Here is an 18,508-nt window from a genome sequence, read left to right on the forward strand (position 1 = left end):
GAGTGTGTGGGGGGGGTTCGTCTCACCCCGGGGGGGGGGTTGGCCGCTGCTGGGGGTGGGGTGTTGGGGCCCCCCCCCCCTCTCTCCCTGGACAGGGCGCAGGGGCCGTCCGGCGATCGAGGACGAACCGGCTATCGGACGGACCCGGGACACGTCTGCCGCCACAGCACCAAGGCCTCGCCGGTCATTGAGGTTCGGCATGGCGGCCACCATGGCCGAGCGATATGAGGATTCTGTCAGGCTGCCATCAAAAACCTGTCTGAATCACAGCGCCCCGCCCTATGGTCGGCAGCATGTGCGCACATGTCCTGGTGGCCGAGGACGACGTCAGACAGGCCACGGTGATCCGGCGCTATCTGGAACGCGAGGGCCACACCGCCCTGGTGGTGCACGACGGACGTGCCGCGATCGACGAGGCCCGCCGCCGACCGCCCGATCTGCTCGTCCTCGACGTGATGATGCCGGTGGTCGACGGCCTGGACGTCTGCCGCATTCTGCGGGGGGAGTCGTCCGGCCTCCCGGTGCTGATGCTGACCGCCCGCGCCACCGAGGAGGACCTGCTGCTCGGCCTCGACCTCGGCGCCGACGACTACATGACCAAGCCCTACAGCCCCCGTGAGCTGATGGCCCGTATCCGCACCCTGCTGAGGCGCAGCCGGCGTACCGGCGGTGGCGCCACCGGCCCGGACGACCGCCGGCCGCCCGACCCGGTCCTGCGGGCCGGTGCTCTCTCGGTGGATCCGGTCCGGCACACCGTGCACCTCGGCGGGCGGCAGGTGGAATGCACCCCCGGGGAGTTCGAGGTCCTGGCGGTCATGGCCGCCGAGCCCGAACGGGTCTTCACCCGGCGGCAGTTGCTGACCCGGACCCGCGGGTTCGATCGCTTCATCACCGAGCGCTCCATCGACGTGCACATCCTGAACCTGCGCAAGAAGCTCGAAGCCGACCCGAAGCAGCCGGTCCTCCTGCTGACCGTCTTCGGGGTCGGCTACAAGATGGCCGACGGCCCCGAGAGCCACCGTGCGCACTGAGCCCGCGGTGCACGCCGAGACCCCCGAGACCAGGGTGCCGCTGCACAGGAGTCTGCTGGTCAGGCTGCTGGCTTCCTCGCTTCTCGTCGCCCTCTGCGCGATCACCGCCACCGCCTGGCTCGCGGTACGGACCACCACCAGCGCGATCCGCCAGGAGCAGGGGCAGGTCCTCTCCGACGACACGGACATCTACAAGCTGCTCACCGACTACGCCGCCGTCCACCCGAGCTGGGACGGAGTCGCCGGGACGATCCGTCACCTCGCCGACCGGACCAACCGGCGTATCACCCTCACCGCCCAGGACCACGGCCGCCGGACGATCGCGGACTCCGCGCCCGGCACGTCGCCGCTGCCCGACCACGCGTTCGCGGTCATCGACCCGCTCCAGGTCGACCCCGCGCTGTTCCCCGACGCCGGAGCCGACCGTATCGACCCGCGTGCTCTCGGCCCGTTCCGGCTTTCGGCCGCACAGCGCCAGGATCTCCTCAGGAGCGCGAACACGCTCAGGGACTGTATCCACAAGATCGGCTTCCCCGCCAAGGTCTCCGTCTCGCGCAGCGGTCACCCCAGCATCGAGACCTACGACGGCACCAAGGAGGCCAGCGTCCTGGTCAAGTGCGAATCCATGCTCCAGCTCGCACTCACGACACCGGGCGAGCTGAAGGCTCTCGACAGCCTCAACAAGCTGATCAAGAACTGCCTGGCACATCAGGGCCGGCCCGCCGTGGTACTCGACCTCACGCTCTCCTACAAGCCGGGCGACGCCGACACCCCGGCCGCGCAGAACTGTGTCAACTCCAGCCGCCGCGAACAGCTCGCCGCCTACGTCGCCCCGGCGGCACAGCTGTTCGTCAGTGAACCGGCCGGATCGGCGGTCCCGGGCTTCGACCTGTCGCAGGCCAACACCATCCGCATCATCGGGGTCGTCGCCCTCGTCCTCGCGCTCACCATGACCGTGACCGTGGTGATAGGTGTCCGCCTGGTCAGACCGCTGCGCGCGCTCACCAGCGCCGTACGGAACCCGGGCCACCCGCAGCTCCGCGTCCCGGTGACCACCGGCGACGAGATCGGCCGCCTCACCGCCGCCTTCAACGACCTCTCCGAGCACCGGGAACGCACCGAAGCGCAGCGCAAGGCCATGGTCAGCGACATCGCCCACGAACTGCGGACACCGCTCAGCACCATCCGCAGCTGGCTGGAAGCCACCCAGGACGGTGTGCTCACCTCGGACGACGACGTGACCTCGGTGCTGCTGGAGGAGACCCTGCTGCTCCAGCACATCATCGACGACCTCCGGGACCTGGCGGCGGCCGAGGCGGGCACGCTCCAGCTGCACCGTGAGCTCCTGGACGCGGGCGACCTCCTGCACCACGTCGCCACCGCCCACGGCGGTCAGGCCCAGAGCGCGCGCATCACCCTGGACGTCCGCACCGACGGTGACACCGAGCTGTACGCGGACCCCATGCGGCTGCGTCAGGCCGTCGGCAACCTGGTCTCCAACGCCGTACGCCACACTCCCCCCGGCGGCAGTGTCACCGTGCGGTCCCGCCGGACCGGAAACACCGTCCTGATCCAGGTCAGCGACACCGGTTCCGGCATCGGCCCGGAGGACCTCCCGCATGTCTTCGACCGGTTCTGGCGCGCCGAGAAGTCCCGCAACCGGCACACCGGCGGCAGCGGCCTCGGCCTCTCCATCGCCCGCCGGTTCACCGAGGCCCACGGCGGCAGCCTCAGCGTCACCAGCTCCCCCGGAACCGAGACGGTCTTCACTCTCCAACTGCCCGGCTGACCACGGCGGTTCAGGGCATCAGTACGGTGCGTACGCCCGGTATCTCGGGCCCGGTCCACGCGGTCCCGACGTCGGCCAGGGGCATCGTCCTGGCGGTGACCGCGATGCCTCCGCCGTCGATCTCCTCGATGAGGGACGGCAGTTCGGCCAGATACGCCCTGGTGGACACGGCGCCCTGGCCGTTGCCCCGCAACCGGAAGGTCGCCGAACGCAGTGCCACGGAGGGCAGTTCGATGGTCGGGCCGGCCATGGAGCCGATCTGGATCCAGCTCAGCGCGCTGCTCCGGTCGGCGCGGGCCCGCAGCAGCGCCATGATCGCGTCACCGGCGGGCCTGCCCCAGAGCCGGTCCACGACCAGGTCGACCTCGGCGGCCGTCTCGGCCTGCGCCGCCGCGGTGGCCTCGGCGTAGTCGGTAAGGGCGACGGTCGCGTCGGCGCCGATCCCCGGCAGGGTCGCCAGCCGGGCCTGGTCACGGCCCGCGCCGACAATCCGCCCCGCGCCGAGCTGCTTGGGGACCTGGACGGCCATCTGCCCCAGCACCGCTCACAGCATGCTCAACGACCACTCCCGCAACGGGGTACGGCAGATCTCAAACACGGTCTGAGACCGGCAGGTTCACCGTCGTCGTACTTATGGTTCCCCTGCGCTGAAATAATTTCCCATGCAAGAGCCGGAGAGGTTTCGGGACTCCGGCTTGAATTCGAGGTGTGCGTACCCGGATGGCGGGCACCCGCACCTCTGGCGGTCGAAGAGGCCGCTGTGTACGTCGTACGGAAAAAGGAGGATCGGCGGGAGTCTCCGTCGTCCTCTGTTTACCGGAGGAGTTGTTTTCGCGTGACTGAGAATGTGTGGAGTTACAAGTCGACCGCGGGCCGTCTTGCGGACGCCGACCTCACTGGATACAAGGTCGAGGCGACGGACGGCAGTATCGGAAGTCGACAAGCACTCCGACGAGGTCGGTGACGCCTACCTGGTGGTCGACACCGGTGTGTGGATCTTCGGCAAGGAGGTCATGCTGCCGGCGAGTACGGTCGTGAGCATCGACCCGAACGAGAAGAAGGTCTTCCTCGGCCTCACCAAGCAACAGATCAAGGACTCCCCGGAGTTCGACCGCGAGAAGCACCTCGGCGACCCGGGCTACCGCGACGAGCTGGGCACCTATTACGGTACTGGGGGCGCCCCGTTCGGTGGCCCGCAGGCCTGACCGAAAGCAATCCGAGCGGCATGGCCCCGGGACTCGTCACAGAGTCCCGGGGCCATGCCGCTCTTGGGGCTCTTGCGCGGCGCCGAGAGCGCGCCGGTGTGTTCCCGGCTGGGCCGAGAGGAAGCGGAGGGCAGAACTCGAAACGTCGACGGCGGACGGGTGGACAGGCAGCGAAGCCTCTGGTGGAGACGGTTCTCTTGGCCGAGAACTCATCCACCAGGGGCTTCATCCTTCTGTCAGACCAACAGCCCAGCCCGCGAAAGAAGTCGGAAAAGGTTCATCCCTTCAGCCGTTGTCAGAGGAATGCTGCTCGGTGTTTTCCGATGCGGAATTCTTGTTTTCCTCGTCTTCCTGCGTCGGGGGACGTACCGCTTCCTCCGCCTCGTCCCGGGCCTCCTGATCTCCGCCTTCTCCGGGAGCCTGGGACGGAGGGGTGGGCTTCGGGTGCTTCCGCTCGCTCATAGGTGCTCCTGGTGTTGTGTGAGGGTTTTCCGAGCCGAATCCGGCTTGTGTCGGGGCTGACTGCTTTACCACCGATACCAACGTCCGCGATTTCCGCTCGCGCTCGTGCCACGCACCAGGAATCCCAGGATCCAGAGAACGAGTACGACCAGAGCGATCCACCAGAGAATCTGGACCGCGAAACCGGCGCCGAAGAGGATCAGCACCAGGAGCAATACCAACAGGATGGGAACCATGACGTGTACCTCCTGACCGGCGAGTGCCCTGAATCGATCCGGTCAGACGTCGTGACGGCAGTTGATCCCGGCAGGCTCCGGCGACAGGTAGGTCGCGGATATGTGGGCACTCGGCCATCAGCCGTTGCCCATCCCCCGGGGGAATGTGATGGTCAGGCTCTTCCGGTCCGGACCGTGTGCCGGGAGAGCCGCCCCGACGATCGCGAGGTCAGTCCTCGATGCCGCCGCTTTCGCACACCTGCTGGGCGATCGTCCGGAGCTTGACGTTGCGCTTCTGGGAGAGATCCCGGAGTACGGCGAACGCCCTGTCCTCGTCGAGGTGATAGCGCCCCATGAGGATGCCCATGGCCTCCCCGATGACGTGGCGGGTGGTGAGCGCGCTGTGCAGCTGTGTGGCTGTGCGCGCGCCGGAGAGCGCGACAGCGGCGTGGGAGGCCAGCACCAGTCCGGAGGTCTCACTGTCCTCGGTGAAGGCTCCGGGCCGGCGCGCGTACATGTTCAGCGCGCCGAACTCCTCGGCGTCGGCGAACAGCAGGAAGGTCATCATGCTTCCGACCCCCAACTCGCGTGCCGCGGGAGCGTAGCGCGGCCACCGTCGCTGGAGTTCGGTGAGGTTCCCGATGCGGAACACGTGCGCACAGCCCTCTTCGCGGGCGACGGCGATGTCGAAGCAGGGGCCCTCGCCGAGTCGTTCCTGAAGGCGGTCGGACTCCGCCGCGAGACTGTCCGTCGAGGCAAGCGTCTCCACCTTGTCCCCGTCCCGGACCAGGATGCCCGCCGAGTCGCAGCCTTCGACGATCTCCACCGTCGACGACACGATCCGCTGGAGCATCGCGTCGTGCGACTTCTCCCGCAGCAGATCGCGGGCCATCGAGGCCATCCGGTGCGCAAAGTCCTGCCAGTCCATCGCCAAGTGCTCTCCAGCCGGGGCGCCGCCCGGAGGGTCCGGGGTCGCGTGCTTTCAGTTACCTCATAAGGCGCAAAATACACGGCCCCAGGAGGTACGGCCGCAGCTCGGCACCGGGGTCGCCAGTGCGCGGAGCGCGAGGCCCCGCCGTACGGCCGGGCGAGGCATCGAGCAGGCCGGGTGGGCGAGATTCTCCTGGTCGCCCCGGGGTACCCGGCGGTGATGAACACATTGAGCATGGATGTGGCCGCGTCGAGTGGAGCGGCCCTCGGGGTCTTTCCGGTGGTGGTCGGCTTGGTCCTCGTCGTCGGGCTGGTCTGGGCCGTGCGGCTGGGGATGAAGGCCCGTCGGCGGGAGTCGGCGCCGCCGCGTCCGGAGGAGCAGCCCCGGCTGCCGGAGTCCGGGCCGGCCGGCGAGATTCAGGAGATGCGCGAGCCGGAGGAGGTGCCGCGCGCGAAGGACGGGAGTGACCGGCTCACCCCGCATCAGCTGTCCGGTGGCGGGATGTCGGGCAGCAGGCGCAGTGAGGACCAGAAGCGCAGGCGTTGGGGCTCGGGTTCCGCCTGATCACGGGTTCCGTCCGCGACGGCGAGGGCGTCATGCGCGCACTGGGCCACCGCCACCGTCATGAGCGGTGTCACTCCGCCCGGCGGTGGTCCTCCTTGCTCCAGGTGCGGGTGTCCCGGGGCGGGAGATACGGCTCTTCGCCCGTCGGGAGCCCTCCGGCGATGGCCCGCTGGCGGGACAGTTCCGCGTCGAATTCGAGGCCGAGCAGGACCGCGATGTTGCTGATCCACAGCCAGATCAGGAAGACGATCACGCCGGCGAGCGTGCCGTAGGTCTTGTTGTACGAGGCGAAGCGGGCCACGTAGAACGCGAAGCCCGCGGAGGCGATCATCCAGACCAGCAGGGCCAGCACGCTGCCCGGGGTGACCCAGCGGAAGCCGCGGCCCTTCACGTTGGGCGCCGCCCAGTACAGGATCGCGATCATCGCCATGACCAGGACGACCAGCCCCGGCCACTTGGCGATCGACCACACCATCAGAGTGGCGTGCCCGATGCCCAGTGCCGAACCGGCCGCGCGGGCCAGACCGCCGGTGAACACCACGATCAGCGCGCTGATCACCGCCAGGACCAGCAGCACCACCGTGACGCCGACCCGGATCGGCAGCACCTTCCACATGGGCCGTCCCTCGGGCATGTCGTAGACGACGTTGGCGCTGCGGATGAACGCCGCGATGTAGCCGGAGGCCGACCAGACAGCGACGACGATGCCGACCACGGCCACGACGGAGCCGAGTCCGCCGGTGGTCTGGAGTTGTCGTACGGCGTCGCCGATGATGTTCCGGGCCGAACTCGGCGCGAGTTTCTCGATGTTGTCCAGGACCTGCTGGGTCACCGACTTGCCGGCGATGCCGAGCAGTGAGACCAGGACCAGCAGCGCGGGGAAGAGCGAGAGAACTCCGTAGTACGTCAACGCGGCGGCCCGGTCGGCGAGTTCGTCGTTCTGGAACTCCTTGACGGTGCCTTTGAGCACCGCCCACCAGGACCGTTTCGGCAGTTTGCCGGGCCGGTCCGGCACCTGGCGCTCGACCTGCTCTGCTGGTCCCGGTGTCTGTGCCATACCCCTTGGGGTTACCCGGCTCGGCCGGACCATGCGTCGAAGACGCCCTCGCCCCGTGAAGGGTGGCAGAGGCGCCCGGGGCGGGGCTCAGGCCGCGTCGTGCATCACCTGGTCGCGCAGTCGGTCGCAGCAGAGGGCGATCAGACGGGAGACGTGCATCTGTGAGATGCCGAGCCGTTCGGCGATGGCGGCCTGGGTCATGCCGCGGAAGAAGCGCAGGTAGAGGATGGCCTGATCACGCTCCGGAAGTGCGTGGATACCGGGCTTGACGGCCTCGCGGTCCACGACGGTGTCGAGCGCCGGGTCGGGCGCCCCGAGGGTGTCGCTGAGGGAGTAGCCGCCCTCTCCGGTTGCCAGTTCCGCGTCCAGGGAGAGGGAGGTGAAGCTCTCCAGGGCGCCCAGCCCGACCAGGACGTCCTCCTCGCTGAGGCCGGCCTTCACGGCGATCTCGGCGTTGGTGGGGCGGCGGCCGTGGACGGTCTGGGACAGATCCTGGATCGCGAAGCGCACCCGGTTGCGGAGTTCCTGCACCCGGCGCGGCACGTGCACGGTCCACATGTAGTCGCGGAAGTGCCGCTTGATCTCGCCGGTGATGGTCGGCACGGCATAGCTCTCGAAGGCGTTGCCGCGCCCCGGGTCGTAGCGGTCGACGGCCTTGACCAGGCCGAGGGCCGCGACCTGACGCAGATCCTCGGAGCTCTCGCCCCGGTTGCGGAACTGTCTGGCGAGCCGGTCGGCCATGGGCAGCCACGCCACCACGATCTGGTCCCGCACGGTGTCGTGCTGCGGGCCGGGGGCGAGCAGGACGAGCTGCCGGAAGGACTCGGCGGTGTCGGGGGCGTCGTCGTGCGGATGGTGTTTCGTGCTCATTCGGGTCGGCATGGCGCCTCACCGCTTCCCCTGCTCTGGGGGACGGACGATCACCGTGGGGAGCGCGCTCGCCATAAGGACAGGCACGCCGGTGCGACGGTTCGTCGCTCCCACGGACGTGCCTGCTTGTCCGAAGCACTACTGGCCACATACCCCCCTCGCTCCACGGCAAACACCCCCGGTCGGACCTGCGGCAGGCCGGTGCCGAGGAGCCGCGGCGAGCCGTACGCGATCAACGGCCCTGATCCACGCCCTGATGATGACCGAGGTCGGCGTTCCCATCGCGCTGACGCTGCGGGACGAGCACGGTGATGCGGTGCGCCTTCTTGCAAGGTGTCCCAGGAGTCGCCGCGCCTGTTCCGCTGTTAGCGGGAGACGGGCGGCGAGCCCGCCTCGGTGCCCTCGTGTGCGGCGGGGACGGTACCCAACTCGTGGCCGACGGTGGCGCTCAGTTCGGCCCAGCTCTTTTCGAACTTGGCCAACCCCTCGCGTTCCAGGGCGTCGGTGACGTCGGCGAAGTCCACGCCGACGCGCTCCAGCGCCGCGAACTGGTCCAGTGCCGCCGCGCGCTTGTCGGCCGCCGGTGCGTCGTGGGGGAGTGCGCCGTGGTCGGCGTACGCGGCCAGCGTGCTGCCGGGCATGGTGTTCACGGTGCCGGGTATGGCCAGCTCGCTGACGTACATCGTGTCGGGGTAGGCCGGGTCCTTGACGCCGGTGGACGCCCACAGCGGGCGCTGCGGTCGGGCTCCGGCGTCGGCCAGGCGCTGCCGGAGCGGCTCCGTGGCCGCCGACTCGTAAGCCTCGTACGCCAGGCGGGCGTTGGCGACCGCGGTCCTGCCCTTGAGTGCGAGGGCCTCGGGTGTACCGATGGCGTCGAGGCGGCGGTCCACCTCGGTGTCCACGCGGGAGACGAAGAACGAGGCGACCGAGTGGATGCCGCTCAGATCACGGCCGGCCTGTCGGGCCCGCTCCAGGCCTGCCGCATGGGCGTCCATCACCGCGCGGTAGCGGTCCAGTGAGAAGATCAATGTGACGTTGACGCTGATCCCCAGCGCCACGACCTCGGTGATGGCCGTGAGTCCCTCGCGGGTGGCCGGGATCTTGACGAACAGATTCGGCTCCCGCACGGCGTCCCACAGTTTCACCGCCTGCTCGACGGTGGCATCGGAATCCTTGGCCAGCCGGGGGTCGACCTCGATCGACACCCGCCCGTCCAGGCCGTCGGTCTTCTCGTGTATCGGTGCGAAGACGCGGCAGGCGGCTCGTACGTCGTCGGTGGTGAGGGCGAAGACGGCGTCATCGACGCTCGTACCTTCGGCGGCCAGGCTGCGGAGCTGCTCGGTGTAGCGATCTCCACGGGACAGCGCGGAGGCGAAGATCGTGGGGTTCGTCGTGACCCCGACGACATGCCGGTCGGCGATCAGTTTCTCCAGCTCACCGCCGGCCAGCAGCTCGCGGGACAGGTCGTCGAGCCAGATCGACACCCCGGCGGCGGCCAGGTCGGCGAGCGGGTCGGACGCGGTGGAACTGGACATGCTGAATCTCCAAGCAGAGGGAGGGGTGGCCACTGTGCGGGGCCCGGGCCGGATTCCAGGTGGGCGGCGCCCGGCGCCTCGTGGCGCCGGTACCACCGGACGGACGGGGCGGGAGGTGGGCTCGGGTCCGTGTCGCGGTCCCGCGCAGGTCATTCGTGCGCGCTGGGCACCCGGAGAGGATCGTGCGGCGCGTCGGTCTTGGCGGCGCTGAGCTGTTCGCCCAGTTCACCCAGCCGGTTGCGGCCGAGAGCGGACCGGACCTGGGGGAACCACTCCTTCTCCTCCTCCTCGACGTGGTGCCGGACGTTCTCCATGAGAACGGTCATCTTGGCGTCGAAGCGCTCGTCCTCGGGGTCCAGGCCGGCCAGCTCGGACAGCATCCACAGCACGACGTGGTGCTCCTCGACGCTCTCCAGCACGTGGTCGGTGGTGGCCGGCACGGCGGCACGCGCGGCGGGGTAGAAGATCTTCTCCTCGATCCAGGTGTGGACCGTCAGCTCCTCGATCACCTTGTCGGCGATCTTCCGCTTGGTCTTGTAGGCACGGTCTCCGGCCTGCTCGAACTCCTTGAACAGCTTCTCGACCGTCTGGTGGTCGTCCTTCAGCAGCACGATCGCATCCATGGGCACTCCTTCGTCCTGTCCCGTACGCCCTGCGCAGATCGGGGGGCGCTTCTGTTGGAGGAACACCGAACGAAGCTCGGCTCCCACGCTCCGGCTACCCCTGGCAGCGCGACCGACCCACCTGAAGCGCACCTTTCTCCTGGAAGGGATCCGAGGCGGCGCGGTATCCGGCGCGTCACCGTGGGACGCAGCGTCCGAAGTGGGAGCCCTCACGCCTGCGGCGGGCCCTTACTCGCGTCGGATACGGAATCCCGGGCGATCGGTGCCCGGCGCACACCGTCGTATACGCCGACGGCTCCCGTCCTGTGAACCAGGAGGGAGCCGTCCGGGCAGTGCGGGCGCATGCCCTCGCTCGGTCAGGCGTGCCGGTGCGAGTGACGGTTGCCGGTGACGACGCGGTAGAGCAGGAGCAGGACGAGGGAGCCCACGATCGCGGCGATCCACGTGGAGAGGTCGAAGAATCCGTCGATGGAGTCGACGCCGAAGATCACCTTGCCGAGCCAGCCGCCGAGCAGGCCGCCGGCGATGCCGATGAGCATGGTGACGACGATGCCGCCGGGGTCCTTGCCCGGCATCAGGATCTTGGCGATGGCGCCGGCGAGCAGGCCGATGACGATCCACGCGATGATTCCCATGATGTGTCTCCGCTTCCGTTTCCTCGGACAAAGGCTGTGTCAGCTCTTCGTGTGCGCCGAACGGGCCGGAACAAACGTCACAACCGGCAGTCAGAGCAAGCCACTTGAAGTCCCGGCACCGATCTCTGCAGCGCGTCCCGGGGGACCGACTCGTTCCGGTTGCGCGAGGCGACGCGTCGGCGTGGCGCCGGCTTGACCCACATCGGGAAGCGCACGCCCTCCGGTGGCCGCGGGTCGGCCGCGCCGAGATCCACCCGGCCGAACCCGCGAGACGATCAGGCACACGGCGAACGCCTCACGTGAGAGCTTCTGGATCACGGGTACCCGGAGTGCATGAACGTCACATCGCCGGAACCGGCCCTGCCCTCCGCTCGTGGTCCGATCTCGTCGGCGATCATCGAATACCTGCGGAGTACGGGACCACTGCCGAACAGCCGGGAGATTTCCGCCGCCGCCCCGCTCGGAGACGATCTCCAGCTCGCCCTGTACCTCTGCTACGAGCTGCACTACCGGGGATTCGCCGGCGTCGACGCCGACCGCGAGTGGGATCCCGACCTGCTCAGGGTCCGGGCAGACCTGGAACAGCCGTTTCTCCAGGTTCTCCGCGACGCGGCGACCGTGCACAAGCTCGCCGGCGAGGCACTGGACCAACTCCTCGTCGAACCCGCCGACGGCTCGGGCGTCAGCCACTTCCTGCGGGACGAGGGAGAGCTGTGGCAGATACGCGAGTACGCCGCCCAGCGCTCGCTCTACCACCTCAAAGAGGCCGACCCGCACGCCTGGGTGCTGCCCCGACTGTGGGGCCGGGCGAAGGCGGGCATGGCGGCCGTGGAGTTCGACGAGTTCGGCGGGGGCCGCGCGGATCGCGTGCACGCCCGTCTGTTCGCCGACCTCATGGCCGACCTCGAACTGGACACCGCCTACGGCCACTACCTCGACGCGGTCGGCCCCGAGGCCCTTGCCACCGTGAACCTGATGTCCCTCTTCGGCCTGCACCGCGCCCTGCGTGGCGCCTTGGTCGGTCATTTCGCCACGGTCGAGATCACCTCGTCCCCGGGTTCACGGCGTCTGGCCGCGGCCATGCGGCGCACCGGCGCCGGACCGGCCGCCGAGCACTTCTACGACGAGCACGTCGAGGCGGACGCGGTGCACGAGCAGGTCGTCCGACGGGAGGTCGTAGCGGGGCTGCTCGAAGAGGAGCCGTACCTCGACGGGGATGTCGCCTTCGGCGTGGACGCCACCGTGTATCTCGAAGACCGCCTCGCCGAGCACCTCCTCGGCACGTGGGAAGCGGGGGAGTCGTCGCTGCGGATGCCGGTCCGACGGCCGTTCCGACCACGAACAGGTTCTGCGGCATCCGCGAGAACGGGAGGGGACACCCCATGACCACGGTCACGCTGCCCGGTGTCTACACACCGCAGGACGACACCGGACTGCTCATCCGGTTCCTGCGCGACGAAAACCTTCCCCCGCACGCCGAAGTCCTCGACGTGGGCACGGGAACAGGCGCCGTCGCCATGGCCGCGGCACGCCTCGGCGCCCGCGTCACGGCGATCGACATCTCCTGGCGAGCCGCTCTCAACGCCAAGGTCAACGCGCTGCTGGCGCGTCTCGCGATCCGGGTCAGACGCGGCGACCTGCTGTCTCCCGTCACGGGGAGGTCCTTCGACCTCATCCTCTCCAACCCGCCGTACGTGCCGGCCCCGACTGCCGCGTGCCCTCGGCGGGGTGCGGCGCGGGCCTGGGACGCGGGACATGACGGCCGACTCGTACTGGACCGGATCTGCCAGGACGCCCCCGGACTCCTGAAGCCCGGCGGAGTGCTGCTCGTGGTCCAGTCGTCGCTGAGCGACCCGGAAGAGACGCTCCGCCGGTTGCGGGCGGCGGGCCTGGACGCCCGAGTCGTGGAACACCACCACGTTTCCTTCGGCCCCGTCCTGCGGTCCCGAAGCGGCTGGCTGCGGGACCGCAGCCTGATCGAGGACGATGCCGAGAAGGAAGAGCTGGTGATCATTCGTGCCGTACGACTCTGAGAAGCGACGTTGCCGCATAGTGGCCCGGCGCGCGGGGCCACTGCTGGTCGAAGGGCCGGTGGACGTCACGCTGGAGGACGGCACCACCGTGTCGTCCGACCGGTTCTGTGTCGCCCTGTGCACCTGCCGACGCAGCCGCACCTATCCGTGGTGCGACACCAGTCACCGCCGGTCCGAGCCGCCCGTTCCGCACAAATCCTGATCAGCCGGGTTTGTTCGCGGCTCAGACGTGTACGCGCAGTAGATGACCGAGTCGAAGCAGGAAACAGAACGGAAGTACGACGCCCCGTCGGCCGACGGGACGACATGGCTGCCCGACCTCGCCGGTGTGGGCGGGATCGTGTCGGTCCTGGACCAGGGCACCCAGGACCTTGACGCCGTGTACTACGACACCGACGACCTGCGTCTGGCAGGCACGTCCGCCACGCTCCGGCGAAGGACGGGCGGTACCGATGCGGGCTGGCATCTCAAACTGCCGCTGTCCGGGGACACCCGGGAGGAGATCCAGGCCCCGCTGTCCGACACCGTTCCGGACGCCCTGCGCGACCTGGCCCTCTCCCGCACCCGGGGTGCGGAGCTGCGGCCGGTCGTGCGCATCCGTTCCACCCGAGGTGTACGCCAACTCGTAGGTTCCGGCGGCACGGCTCTCGCCGAACTCAGTATCGACGCGGTCCGCGCCAAGCCATTGCGCGGCACCGGTACCCGGGCCACCTGGACCGAGCTGGAGGTCGAGCTCGCGACGGACACCGGCCCGGAACTCCTGGACGCGGTGGAGAAGACGCTCACGGAGAGCGGTGTCGAGCGCGCGCACTCCCCGTCCAAGCTGGCCAGGGCCCTGGCGGAGACGGAGGTGGGAGCACCCCGGCTGCCGGAAGAACGCGTCGCCGAGACCGTGGTGGCCGGCTCCGCCGGCGAGCAGGTCCTCCGGTATGTGGCGTATCAGGTGCAGGCCCTGGTGAAGTTGGACCCCGCGGTGCGGCGTGACCTGCCCGACTCGGTGCACAGGATGCGCGTCGCCTGTCGCCGACTGCGCAGTGTGCTGCGTTCCTACCGGTCGGTCGTGGACCGGGAGGCCGCCGATCCGGTCCGCGAGGACCTCAAGTGGCTGGGGAACGAACTTGCCGCAGAACGCGACCAGGAGGTTCTCCTGGAACGCCTGAACTCCAGGATCGAGGCCCTGCCTTCGGAACTGCTCTTCGGCCCCGTCTCCGCACGGCTCCAGGTGTGGGACGTCGGCAACAGCGCCGAGGCCCACCTGCGCACGCTCGACGCCCTGAACTCGGACCGCTACCTGGCCCTCCTCGACTCCCTCGCCACACTCACGGAACGGCCGCCGCTGCGCGCCAAGGCCGCCCGAAAGCCGTCGGGCCTCCTGGCCAAGGCCATCCTCAAGGAGTACGGCCGGCTCGCCGACCGTGTGGCGCACGCGTTGGGCCTCCCGCCGGGAACGGAACGCGACGCGGCCCTCCACGAGGCCCGCAAGGCGGCCAAGAGGGTGCGGTACGCCACGGAGCCCGCGGGCGACGCCCTCGGCAAACCCGCCGAACGCCTGGGCAAGCGCGTGAAAGCCGTCCAGAAGGTGCTGGGCGACCACCAGGACAGTGCCGTGGCACGGGACGCCCTGCGAGAACTGGCGCTCGCGGCGCTCGCGGCCGGTGAGAACGGTTTCGTCTGGGGCCTGCTGTACGGACAGGAGCAGGCGGCGGCCGACGCGCGCGAACGGGAACTCCCGGCGGTGTGGGCGCACGCGTCGCGGAGCGAGCTGCGCGAGGCGCTCTCCCGTTGAGAACCGGTGGCCCGGCGGGCGCGGCTCAGTCTGAGGCGATCAGGGCGACGTCCGGTGCCGTGCACGCCAGGCGAGTACCTGACGCCGGCTCAGCCGTTCACCCAGGAGCAGCAGGGCGAGGAGGACGGGGACTGCGGGGTAGAGGGACGACAACACGCTGGCCACGTAGGTGACGGCCATCACCTACGCCGCCTCGCAGTCGATGTCCAACTCCTCGACGATCTCGGCGGCGTGGCGGAGATGGTCGTGGACGAGCGGGTGCAGGACGGGCAGCTTGGCCGTCGTGTGGCCCCGTGGCGTGGGGATATCCGGGGCGCGTCAGGAGCCGTTGGCGGTTCGGTTGCTGGCGAACCTTCCAACACGGCGGCTTCGGGTGACTCCGGGCCTGAACTGCCGGGCGAGGGCGTCGAGTTCGCGGCTACGGCCCGGCGTGGTCCGCGTTGGCCGGACGGCGGGGCAGCCGGAAGGCCAGCAGGAGGGCGACGGGCCACAGCGCGGCGAAGCAGCACAGTACGGCGAGGTTGGTGGTGAGGATGCCCGTGACGAGGAGAAGCAGCGAGGTACACGTCAGGGCAGCCACCGACAGGGACAGCCACGGCCGGGCGTCCGGGTGGCGCATACGACGGGCGAGTTGTCGGTCCTGGCTGAGTTCCGCCTCGATGAGCAACAGGGCGAGGCGTTCGTACGACGACAGCGCGACGCCCTCGGGATCATTGCGGTCTTCCACGGTGGGCGCCTCATTCGACCTGGGTGCTGATGACCGGACGGGTTCCCCGCAAAAGCCGACCGACGCCTCCCCACGGCCGAGACGTGAGTGTTCGGGCCGCATTCCGGATATTCGCTGCTGAGTCGACGTGTCGGGGGTATCCGAAGCAGGTCCGGGCGGGGCGCCTCGATCCGCCCCGTCGTGTCAGACGCGACGGGGCGGATCGAACAGCGTGCCGGAGCCTCCGGGGCGGCTGGACAGGAGTGTCGAGCCGCTGCCGATCCGCGTCACGGGCCCAAGTCCGGCGTTCGGCGGAAGGCTTTGCGGCTGTCGCCGGCCGGACTCGTCTCCATGAGAAAGGACCGCCATGGAAGGTTCGTCGCTCCGGGCAGTGGGCTGGGCGCGTTCGTTGCCCCTGAACAGTGACGTGAGGATCGCCCGTGAGTGGGCGCGGGAGCACTTGGCGGCGCGGGGCTGGACCAGAGCCGCTCCGCAGACGGTGGACGCGGTACTGCTCACCGTCTCCGAGCTGGTGACCAACGCGTACCGGCATGCCCACAGCAGCGCCCAGTTGGTGATGCTGTGCGACGACCACTGCCTGCATGTCTCCGTGCACGACAAGTCCGGCGACCTGCCGGTCCCTCGCGCGGCCGGCACGGAGAGCCTCGGCGGGCGCGGCATGCTCCTCGTGGACGCCATGGCCGACACCTGGGAGGCGCACCCGTGTCCCCATGGGAAGTCGGTCAGCGCGTGTTTCCGCGCGCCCGACGCCAGGACACACGAAGGGGATGCCCCGGCACCACGCCACTGGATCTTCGGTGCTGCTCGGGACGCAGCGCTGACGAGCCGAGGTCCTGGGGGAGTCGGAGCACCTTCAGTGCAGGATGCTGACCGCGCGGGCGATCACGAGGAGCGAGGTGAGGAGAGCGGTGACGCTCTCCACGCTCATCAGGAACTTGGCGCGTGAGGAGAGCGGCATGGTGTCCGTGGGGCTGAAGGCGGTGGAGTTGGTCACCGACACGTAGAGGTAGTCCATCAGCGTGGGCACCCAGTCGGCGGCTTTGCTGGAGCCGTCGGAGACCTCCTGAACGGCGCCGGCGTTCTCGTCCTGCGAGAAGCGGAAGTCCGCCAACGGCAGTGATTCACGCGGCACTTGGGTCCGGCTGACCGGGCCGCCCCGGTCCAGCTCCCAGTAGGCCAGGCCGAAGACGATGATGTTGGTGAGCCAGATCTGCAACGAGGCCACCAACAGCTCCTGGCCGTCCTTCACCCCGGCGGACACCAGCTCATGGATCAGGATGCCCAGCGCGACGAGGTTGCTGGCCCCGATCAAGGCCACCAGCATCAGCGACAGTACGCGGAACGCCCGCGTCTGCCGGGTCAGCCGGCGGGGGTTGATCGCGACGAGGGGTACGAGCAGCACGCACTCCAGGGCGGGCAGGACATAGCGCGGGGCGATCAGGAGCCGCTGGGGCAGGAAGAGATAGAGCGCGATGGCGACGAGCGTCGCCGCCACGGCCGGTAGCCGGGGCTCTCCGCGGCGCTCGTGCCGGGGGTGTCTGAAACGGGCTTCCTCACGCGATCGCGGCATGACTCGTCCTCCACCTCGTGCTCACCCGGGGCATGAAAATCGGCGCACCGCTTTCCAACTCGGGCAGACGATGCGCATCGGTGTTCTCAGTGATGTCCGTGTGCGCTGTCTGAGGCGCCGCCGAAGAGCCGGGCGACGGCGCGGAAGGGCAGCGTGACGACGGTGGCGATCGCGCTGCCGATCGAGCGCAGCACGTCGGCGATGGCTTTGAGCATGGCGGAGTCCAATCGGTCGGATCGGTGGTTCAGGACCCGATGAGGGCCTTGCTGATCGCGTCGACGAAGGCGTCGAGGTCCTTGGGCGTGCGGGAGGTGACCAGGGTGTAGCCGCCCTCGGTGTCGCTGACCACGGGCTCGTCGACCCAGGACGCGGCGCCCGCGTTGCGGATGTCGGTGCGTAGTGAGGCGTAGGACGTCAGCGTCTTGCCCCGGACGACGTCCGCTTCGACCAGGGCCCAGGGGCCGTGGCAGATGGCGGCGATGGGGCGGCCCGAGGAGGCGAACGCCTTGACGATGGCGATCGCCTTGTCGTCGAGGCGGAGCTGGTCGGCGTTGAGCGTGCCGCCGGGGAGCAGCAGGAGCTGGTGGTCCCCGGGGTCCACCACGTCGAAGGTGGCGTCGGGCTCCACGGTTTCGCCGGGGTCCTCGTCGCCGACCAGGGTGCGGACGGGGTCGGCCGTCGCCGCGGCGACGGTGATGTCCGCGCCGTCCTCGCGCAGCCGCGCGAGCGGCACCAGCAGCTCGTCCTGTTCGACCCCGTAGTTGGTGACGAGCGCCAGTACGCGGTGGCCGTTCAGGGGCTTGTCAGGCATGGGAATGTGCCTTTCCTCGTGACGAGGTCGCGAGACCCACGGGTCCGCGACGTATGCGAAGGGTCAGTGGCCGAGTGCTTCGGCCAGCTGCTGCTTGTTCATGGAGGAGCGGCCGTGGATGTTGCGCTTCCTGGCCTCCTCGTACAACTGGTCCCTGGTGGGACTCACCGGGCCGCGGTGCGAGCGCTCGCCCCCGCGCTGCGAGGCGGACTTCCTGTCCTGGGTGGAGGTCCTGCTGGCCTGGCGCGCTTCGCCGGAGCGGGCCCGTTCCTTGTTGACGGTCCGCGCGGCGATCTCCTTCGCGCGCCCGGCGGATGCTCCCCGCTTCTCCGCACTGTCCTTGATGTGCTCGTACTGCCGTTCCCGCTTGGGGCTGGAACCTGCCGGCATGACCGCTCTCCTCACCTCGGGATCAACACGGGGGTGTGCCCCACCCTCCGGGTGCTCAGTACGGGACAAGTCACACTCACTCCCGCCTCTTCCAATGCACGCCGTCCCGCTGAGCCACCAGGTGCCGGCGATGAGGACGCCGAGGTTGGCCATGTGCAGCAGTACCAGGTCACGAAGGGTCGAAGTCCTCGCGCAGATGGCCCGTGGCCCTGGCGGTGGGGAAGGTCATGGTCAGGACGCCGGTCAAGCCGTTGTCGGCGGCCTTCATCGCGCA

General features: G+C 69.3%; 22 protein-coding genes and 2 pseudogenes. 9 read left to right on the forward strand and 15 right to left on the reverse strand.

Features of this window, described 5'->3' with window-relative positions; genetic code table 11:
• Positions 1-293: 293 nt before the first annotated feature.
• Together ACFXC1_RS05655 and ACFXC1_RS05660 are read left to right on the forward strand one after the other, a co-directional pair.
• Positions 294-1,031 carry a response regulator transcription factor gene (locus ACFXC1_RS05655; protein WP_381239127.1) on the forward strand — a complete coding sequence of 246 codons (738 nt, stop codon included), beginning with the start codon at positions 294-296 and terminating at the stop codon, positions 1,029-1,031.
• Positions 1,021-2,820: a sensor histidine kinase gene (locus tag ACFXC1_RS05660; protein WP_381239130.1), complete on the forward strand. Its 1,800-nt coding sequence runs from the start codon at positions 1,021-1,023 to the stop codon at positions 2,818-2,820. Before ACFXC1_RS05655 ends, ACFXC1_RS05660 begins: the two co-directional genes overlap by 11 nt.
• A gap of 10 nt (positions 2,821-2,830) precedes the next feature.
• On the opposite strand, the gene ACFXC1_RS05665 is transcribed toward ACFXC1_RS05660, so the two are convergent.
• Positions 2,831-3,361, reverse strand: a complete 531-nt coding sequence (locus ACFXC1_RS05665) for a hypothetical protein (protein WP_381239133.1) — start codon at positions 3,359-3,361, stop codon at positions 2,831-2,833.
• Between the two features lie 294 nt (positions 3,362-3,655).
• Between ACFXC1_RS05665 and ACFXC1_RS05670 the strand changes: the two are divergent.
• Positions 3,656-4,025 (forward strand): annotated as a pseudogene (locus ACFXC1_RS05670) (PRC-barrel domain containing protein).
• A gap of 285 nt (positions 4,026-4,310) precedes the next feature.
• On the opposite strand, the gene ACFXC1_RS05675 reads toward ACFXC1_RS05670, so the two are convergent.
• The 3 genes from ACFXC1_RS05675 to ACFXC1_RS05685 form a co-directional block, all read right to left on the reverse strand.
• Complete coding sequence (locus tag ACFXC1_RS05675; RefSeq protein ID WP_381239136.1) at positions 4,311-4,487, reverse strand: hypothetical protein; 177 nt, start codon at positions 4,485-4,487, stop codon at positions 4,311-4,313.
• 65 nt (positions 4,488-4,552) lie between these two features.
• Positions 4,553-4,723 carry a hydrophobic protein gene (locus tag ACFXC1_RS05680; RefSeq protein WP_381239139.1) on the reverse strand — a complete coding sequence of 57 codons (171 nt, stop codon included), beginning with the start codon at positions 4,721-4,723 and terminating at the stop codon, positions 4,553-4,555.
• 208 nt (positions 4,724-4,931) lie between these two features.
• On the reverse strand, positions 4,932-5,630 hold the full coding sequence (locus tag ACFXC1_RS05685; protein WP_381239142.1) for a GAF and ANTAR domain-containing protein: 699 nt from the start codon (positions 5,628-5,630) through the stop codon (positions 4,932-4,934).
• Positions 5,631-5,852: 222 nt separating this feature from the next.
• On the opposite strand from ACFXC1_RS05685, the gene ACFXC1_RS05690 reads away from it, so the two are divergent.
• Positions 5,853-6,197, forward strand: a complete 345-nt coding sequence (locus ACFXC1_RS05690; RefSeq protein ID WP_381239145.1) for a DUF6479 family protein — start codon at positions 5,853-5,855, stop codon at positions 6,195-6,197.
• Positions 6,198-6,267: 70 nt separating this feature from the next.
• Here ACFXC1_RS05690 and ACFXC1_RS05695 read toward each other — a convergent pair whose 3' ends face one another.
• The 5 genes from ACFXC1_RS05695 to ACFXC1_RS05715 all read right to left on the reverse strand — a co-directional run bounded on the left by ACFXC1_RS05695 (position 6,268) and on the right by ACFXC1_RS05715 (position 10,917).
• The gene (locus tag ACFXC1_RS05695) at positions 6,268-7,254 is read right to left on the reverse strand and encodes a YihY/virulence factor BrkB family protein (RefSeq protein ID WP_381239148.1); all 987 of its coding nucleotides are present in this window, start codon (positions 7,252-7,254) and stop codon (positions 6,268-6,270) included.
• An 87-nt stretch (positions 7,255-7,341) separates the two neighbouring features.
• A complete protein-coding gene (locus ACFXC1_RS05700; protein WP_381239151.1) occupies positions 7,342-8,136 on the reverse strand; it encodes an RNA polymerase sigma factor SigF in 795 nt (264 codons plus the stop codon).
• 353 nt (positions 8,137-8,489) lie between these two features.
• The gene (gene tal, locus ACFXC1_RS05705) at positions 8,490-9,659 is read right to left on the reverse strand and encodes a transaldolase (protein WP_381239154.1); all 1,170 of its coding nucleotides are present in this window, start codon (positions 9,657-9,659) and stop codon (positions 8,490-8,492) included.
• Between the two features lie 149 nt (positions 9,660-9,808).
• Positions 9,809-10,282, reverse strand: a complete 474-nt coding sequence (locus ACFXC1_RS05710; protein ID WP_381239157.1) for a hemerythrin domain-containing protein — start codon at positions 10,280-10,282, stop codon at positions 9,809-9,811.
• Positions 10,283-10,638: 356 nt separating this feature from the next.
• Positions 10,639-10,917, reverse strand: coding sequence for a GlsB/YeaQ/YmgE family stress response membrane protein (locus ACFXC1_RS05715; protein ID WP_381239159.1), 279 nt, complete (start codon positions 10,915-10,917; stop codon positions 10,639-10,641).
• Between the two features lie 333 nt (positions 10,918-11,250).
• Here ACFXC1_RS05715 and ACFXC1_RS05720 point away from each other — a divergent pair, with 333 nt between their 5' ends.
• Genes ACFXC1_RS05720 through ACFXC1_RS05735 form a run of 4 tightly spaced genes read left to right on the forward strand, consistent with a single transcriptional unit; the run spans position 11,251 to position 14,736 of the window.
• A complete protein-coding gene (locus ACFXC1_RS05720) occupies positions 11,251-12,303 on the forward strand; it encodes an iron-containing redox enzyme family protein (RefSeq protein ID WP_381239161.1) in 1,053 nt (350 codons plus the stop codon).
• Positions 12,300-12,950, forward strand: coding sequence for a HemK2/MTQ2 family protein methyltransferase (locus ACFXC1_RS05725; RefSeq protein WP_381239163.1), 651 nt, complete (start codon positions 12,300-12,302; stop codon positions 12,948-12,950). Before ACFXC1_RS05720 ends, ACFXC1_RS05725 begins: the two co-directional genes overlap by 4 nt.
• Positions 12,934-13,152: a CDGSH iron-sulfur domain-containing protein gene (locus tag ACFXC1_RS05730; protein ID WP_381239166.1), complete on the forward strand. Its 219-nt coding sequence runs from the start codon at positions 12,934-12,936 to the stop codon at positions 13,150-13,152. Before ACFXC1_RS05725 ends, ACFXC1_RS05730 begins: the two co-directional genes overlap by 17 nt.
• Positions 13,153-13,194: 42 nt before the next feature.
• Entirely contained in the window at positions 13,195-14,736 is a 1,542-nt protein-coding gene (locus ACFXC1_RS05735) for a CYTH and CHAD domain-containing protein (RefSeq protein WP_381239169.1), read from the forward strand.
• A 39-nt stretch (positions 14,737-14,775) separates the two neighbouring features.
• Here ACFXC1_RS05735 and ACFXC1_RS05740 read toward each other — a convergent pair whose 3' ends face one another.
• Together ACFXC1_RS05740 and ACFXC1_RS05745 are read right to left on the reverse strand one after the other, a co-directional pair.
• Positions 14,776-14,916 (reverse strand): hypothetical protein, encoded by a 141-nt coding sequence (locus tag ACFXC1_RS05740; protein WP_381239171.1) that lies wholly within the window; start codon positions 14,914-14,916, stop codon positions 14,776-14,778.
• Between the two features lie 238 nt (positions 14,917-15,154).
• On the reverse strand, positions 15,155-15,463 hold the full coding sequence (locus ACFXC1_RS05745) for a DUF3040 domain-containing protein (protein WP_381239174.1): 309 nt from the start codon (positions 15,461-15,463) through the stop codon (positions 15,155-15,157).
• A 346-nt stretch (positions 15,464-15,809) separates the two neighbouring features.
• Here ACFXC1_RS05745 and ACFXC1_RS05750 point away from each other — a divergent pair.
• Positions 15,810-16,214: pseudogene (locus ACFXC1_RS05750) on the forward strand (ATP-binding protein); the annotation flags it as partial.
• Between the two features lie 102 nt (positions 16,215-16,316).
• On the opposite strand, the gene ACFXC1_RS05755 reads toward ACFXC1_RS05750, so the two are convergent.
• From ACFXC1_RS05755 to ACFXC1_RS05770, 4 genes are all read right to left on the reverse strand, one after another.
• Entirely contained in the window at positions 16,317-17,033 is a 717-nt protein-coding gene (locus ACFXC1_RS05755; RefSeq protein ID WP_381239176.1) for a hypothetical protein, read from the reverse strand.
• 86 nt (positions 17,034-17,119) lie between these two features.
• Positions 17,120-17,248 carry an LPFR motif small protein gene (locus ACFXC1_RS05760; protein ID WP_266775348.1) on the reverse strand — a complete coding sequence of 43 codons (129 nt, stop codon included), beginning with the start codon at positions 17,246-17,248 and terminating at the stop codon, positions 17,120-17,122.
• Positions 17,249-17,277: 29 nt separating this feature from the next.
• The gene (locus ACFXC1_RS05765; RefSeq protein ID WP_381239180.1) at positions 17,278-17,844 is read right to left on the reverse strand and encodes a type 1 glutamine amidotransferase domain-containing protein; all 567 of its coding nucleotides are present in this window, start codon (positions 17,842-17,844) and stop codon (positions 17,278-17,280) included.
• Positions 17,845-17,907: 63 nt separating this feature from the next.
• Complete coding sequence (locus ACFXC1_RS05770; protein ID WP_381239182.1) at positions 17,908-18,234, reverse strand: plasmid stabilization protein; 327 nt, start codon at positions 18,232-18,234, stop codon at positions 17,908-17,910.
• Positions 18,235-18,508 lie beyond the last annotated feature (274 nt).

The organism is Streptomyces hokutonensis (assembly GCF_042751305.1).
Taxonomy (GTDB): domain Bacteria; phylum Actinomycetota; class Actinomycetes; order Streptomycetales; family Streptomycetaceae; genus Streptomyces; species Streptomyces hokutonensis_A.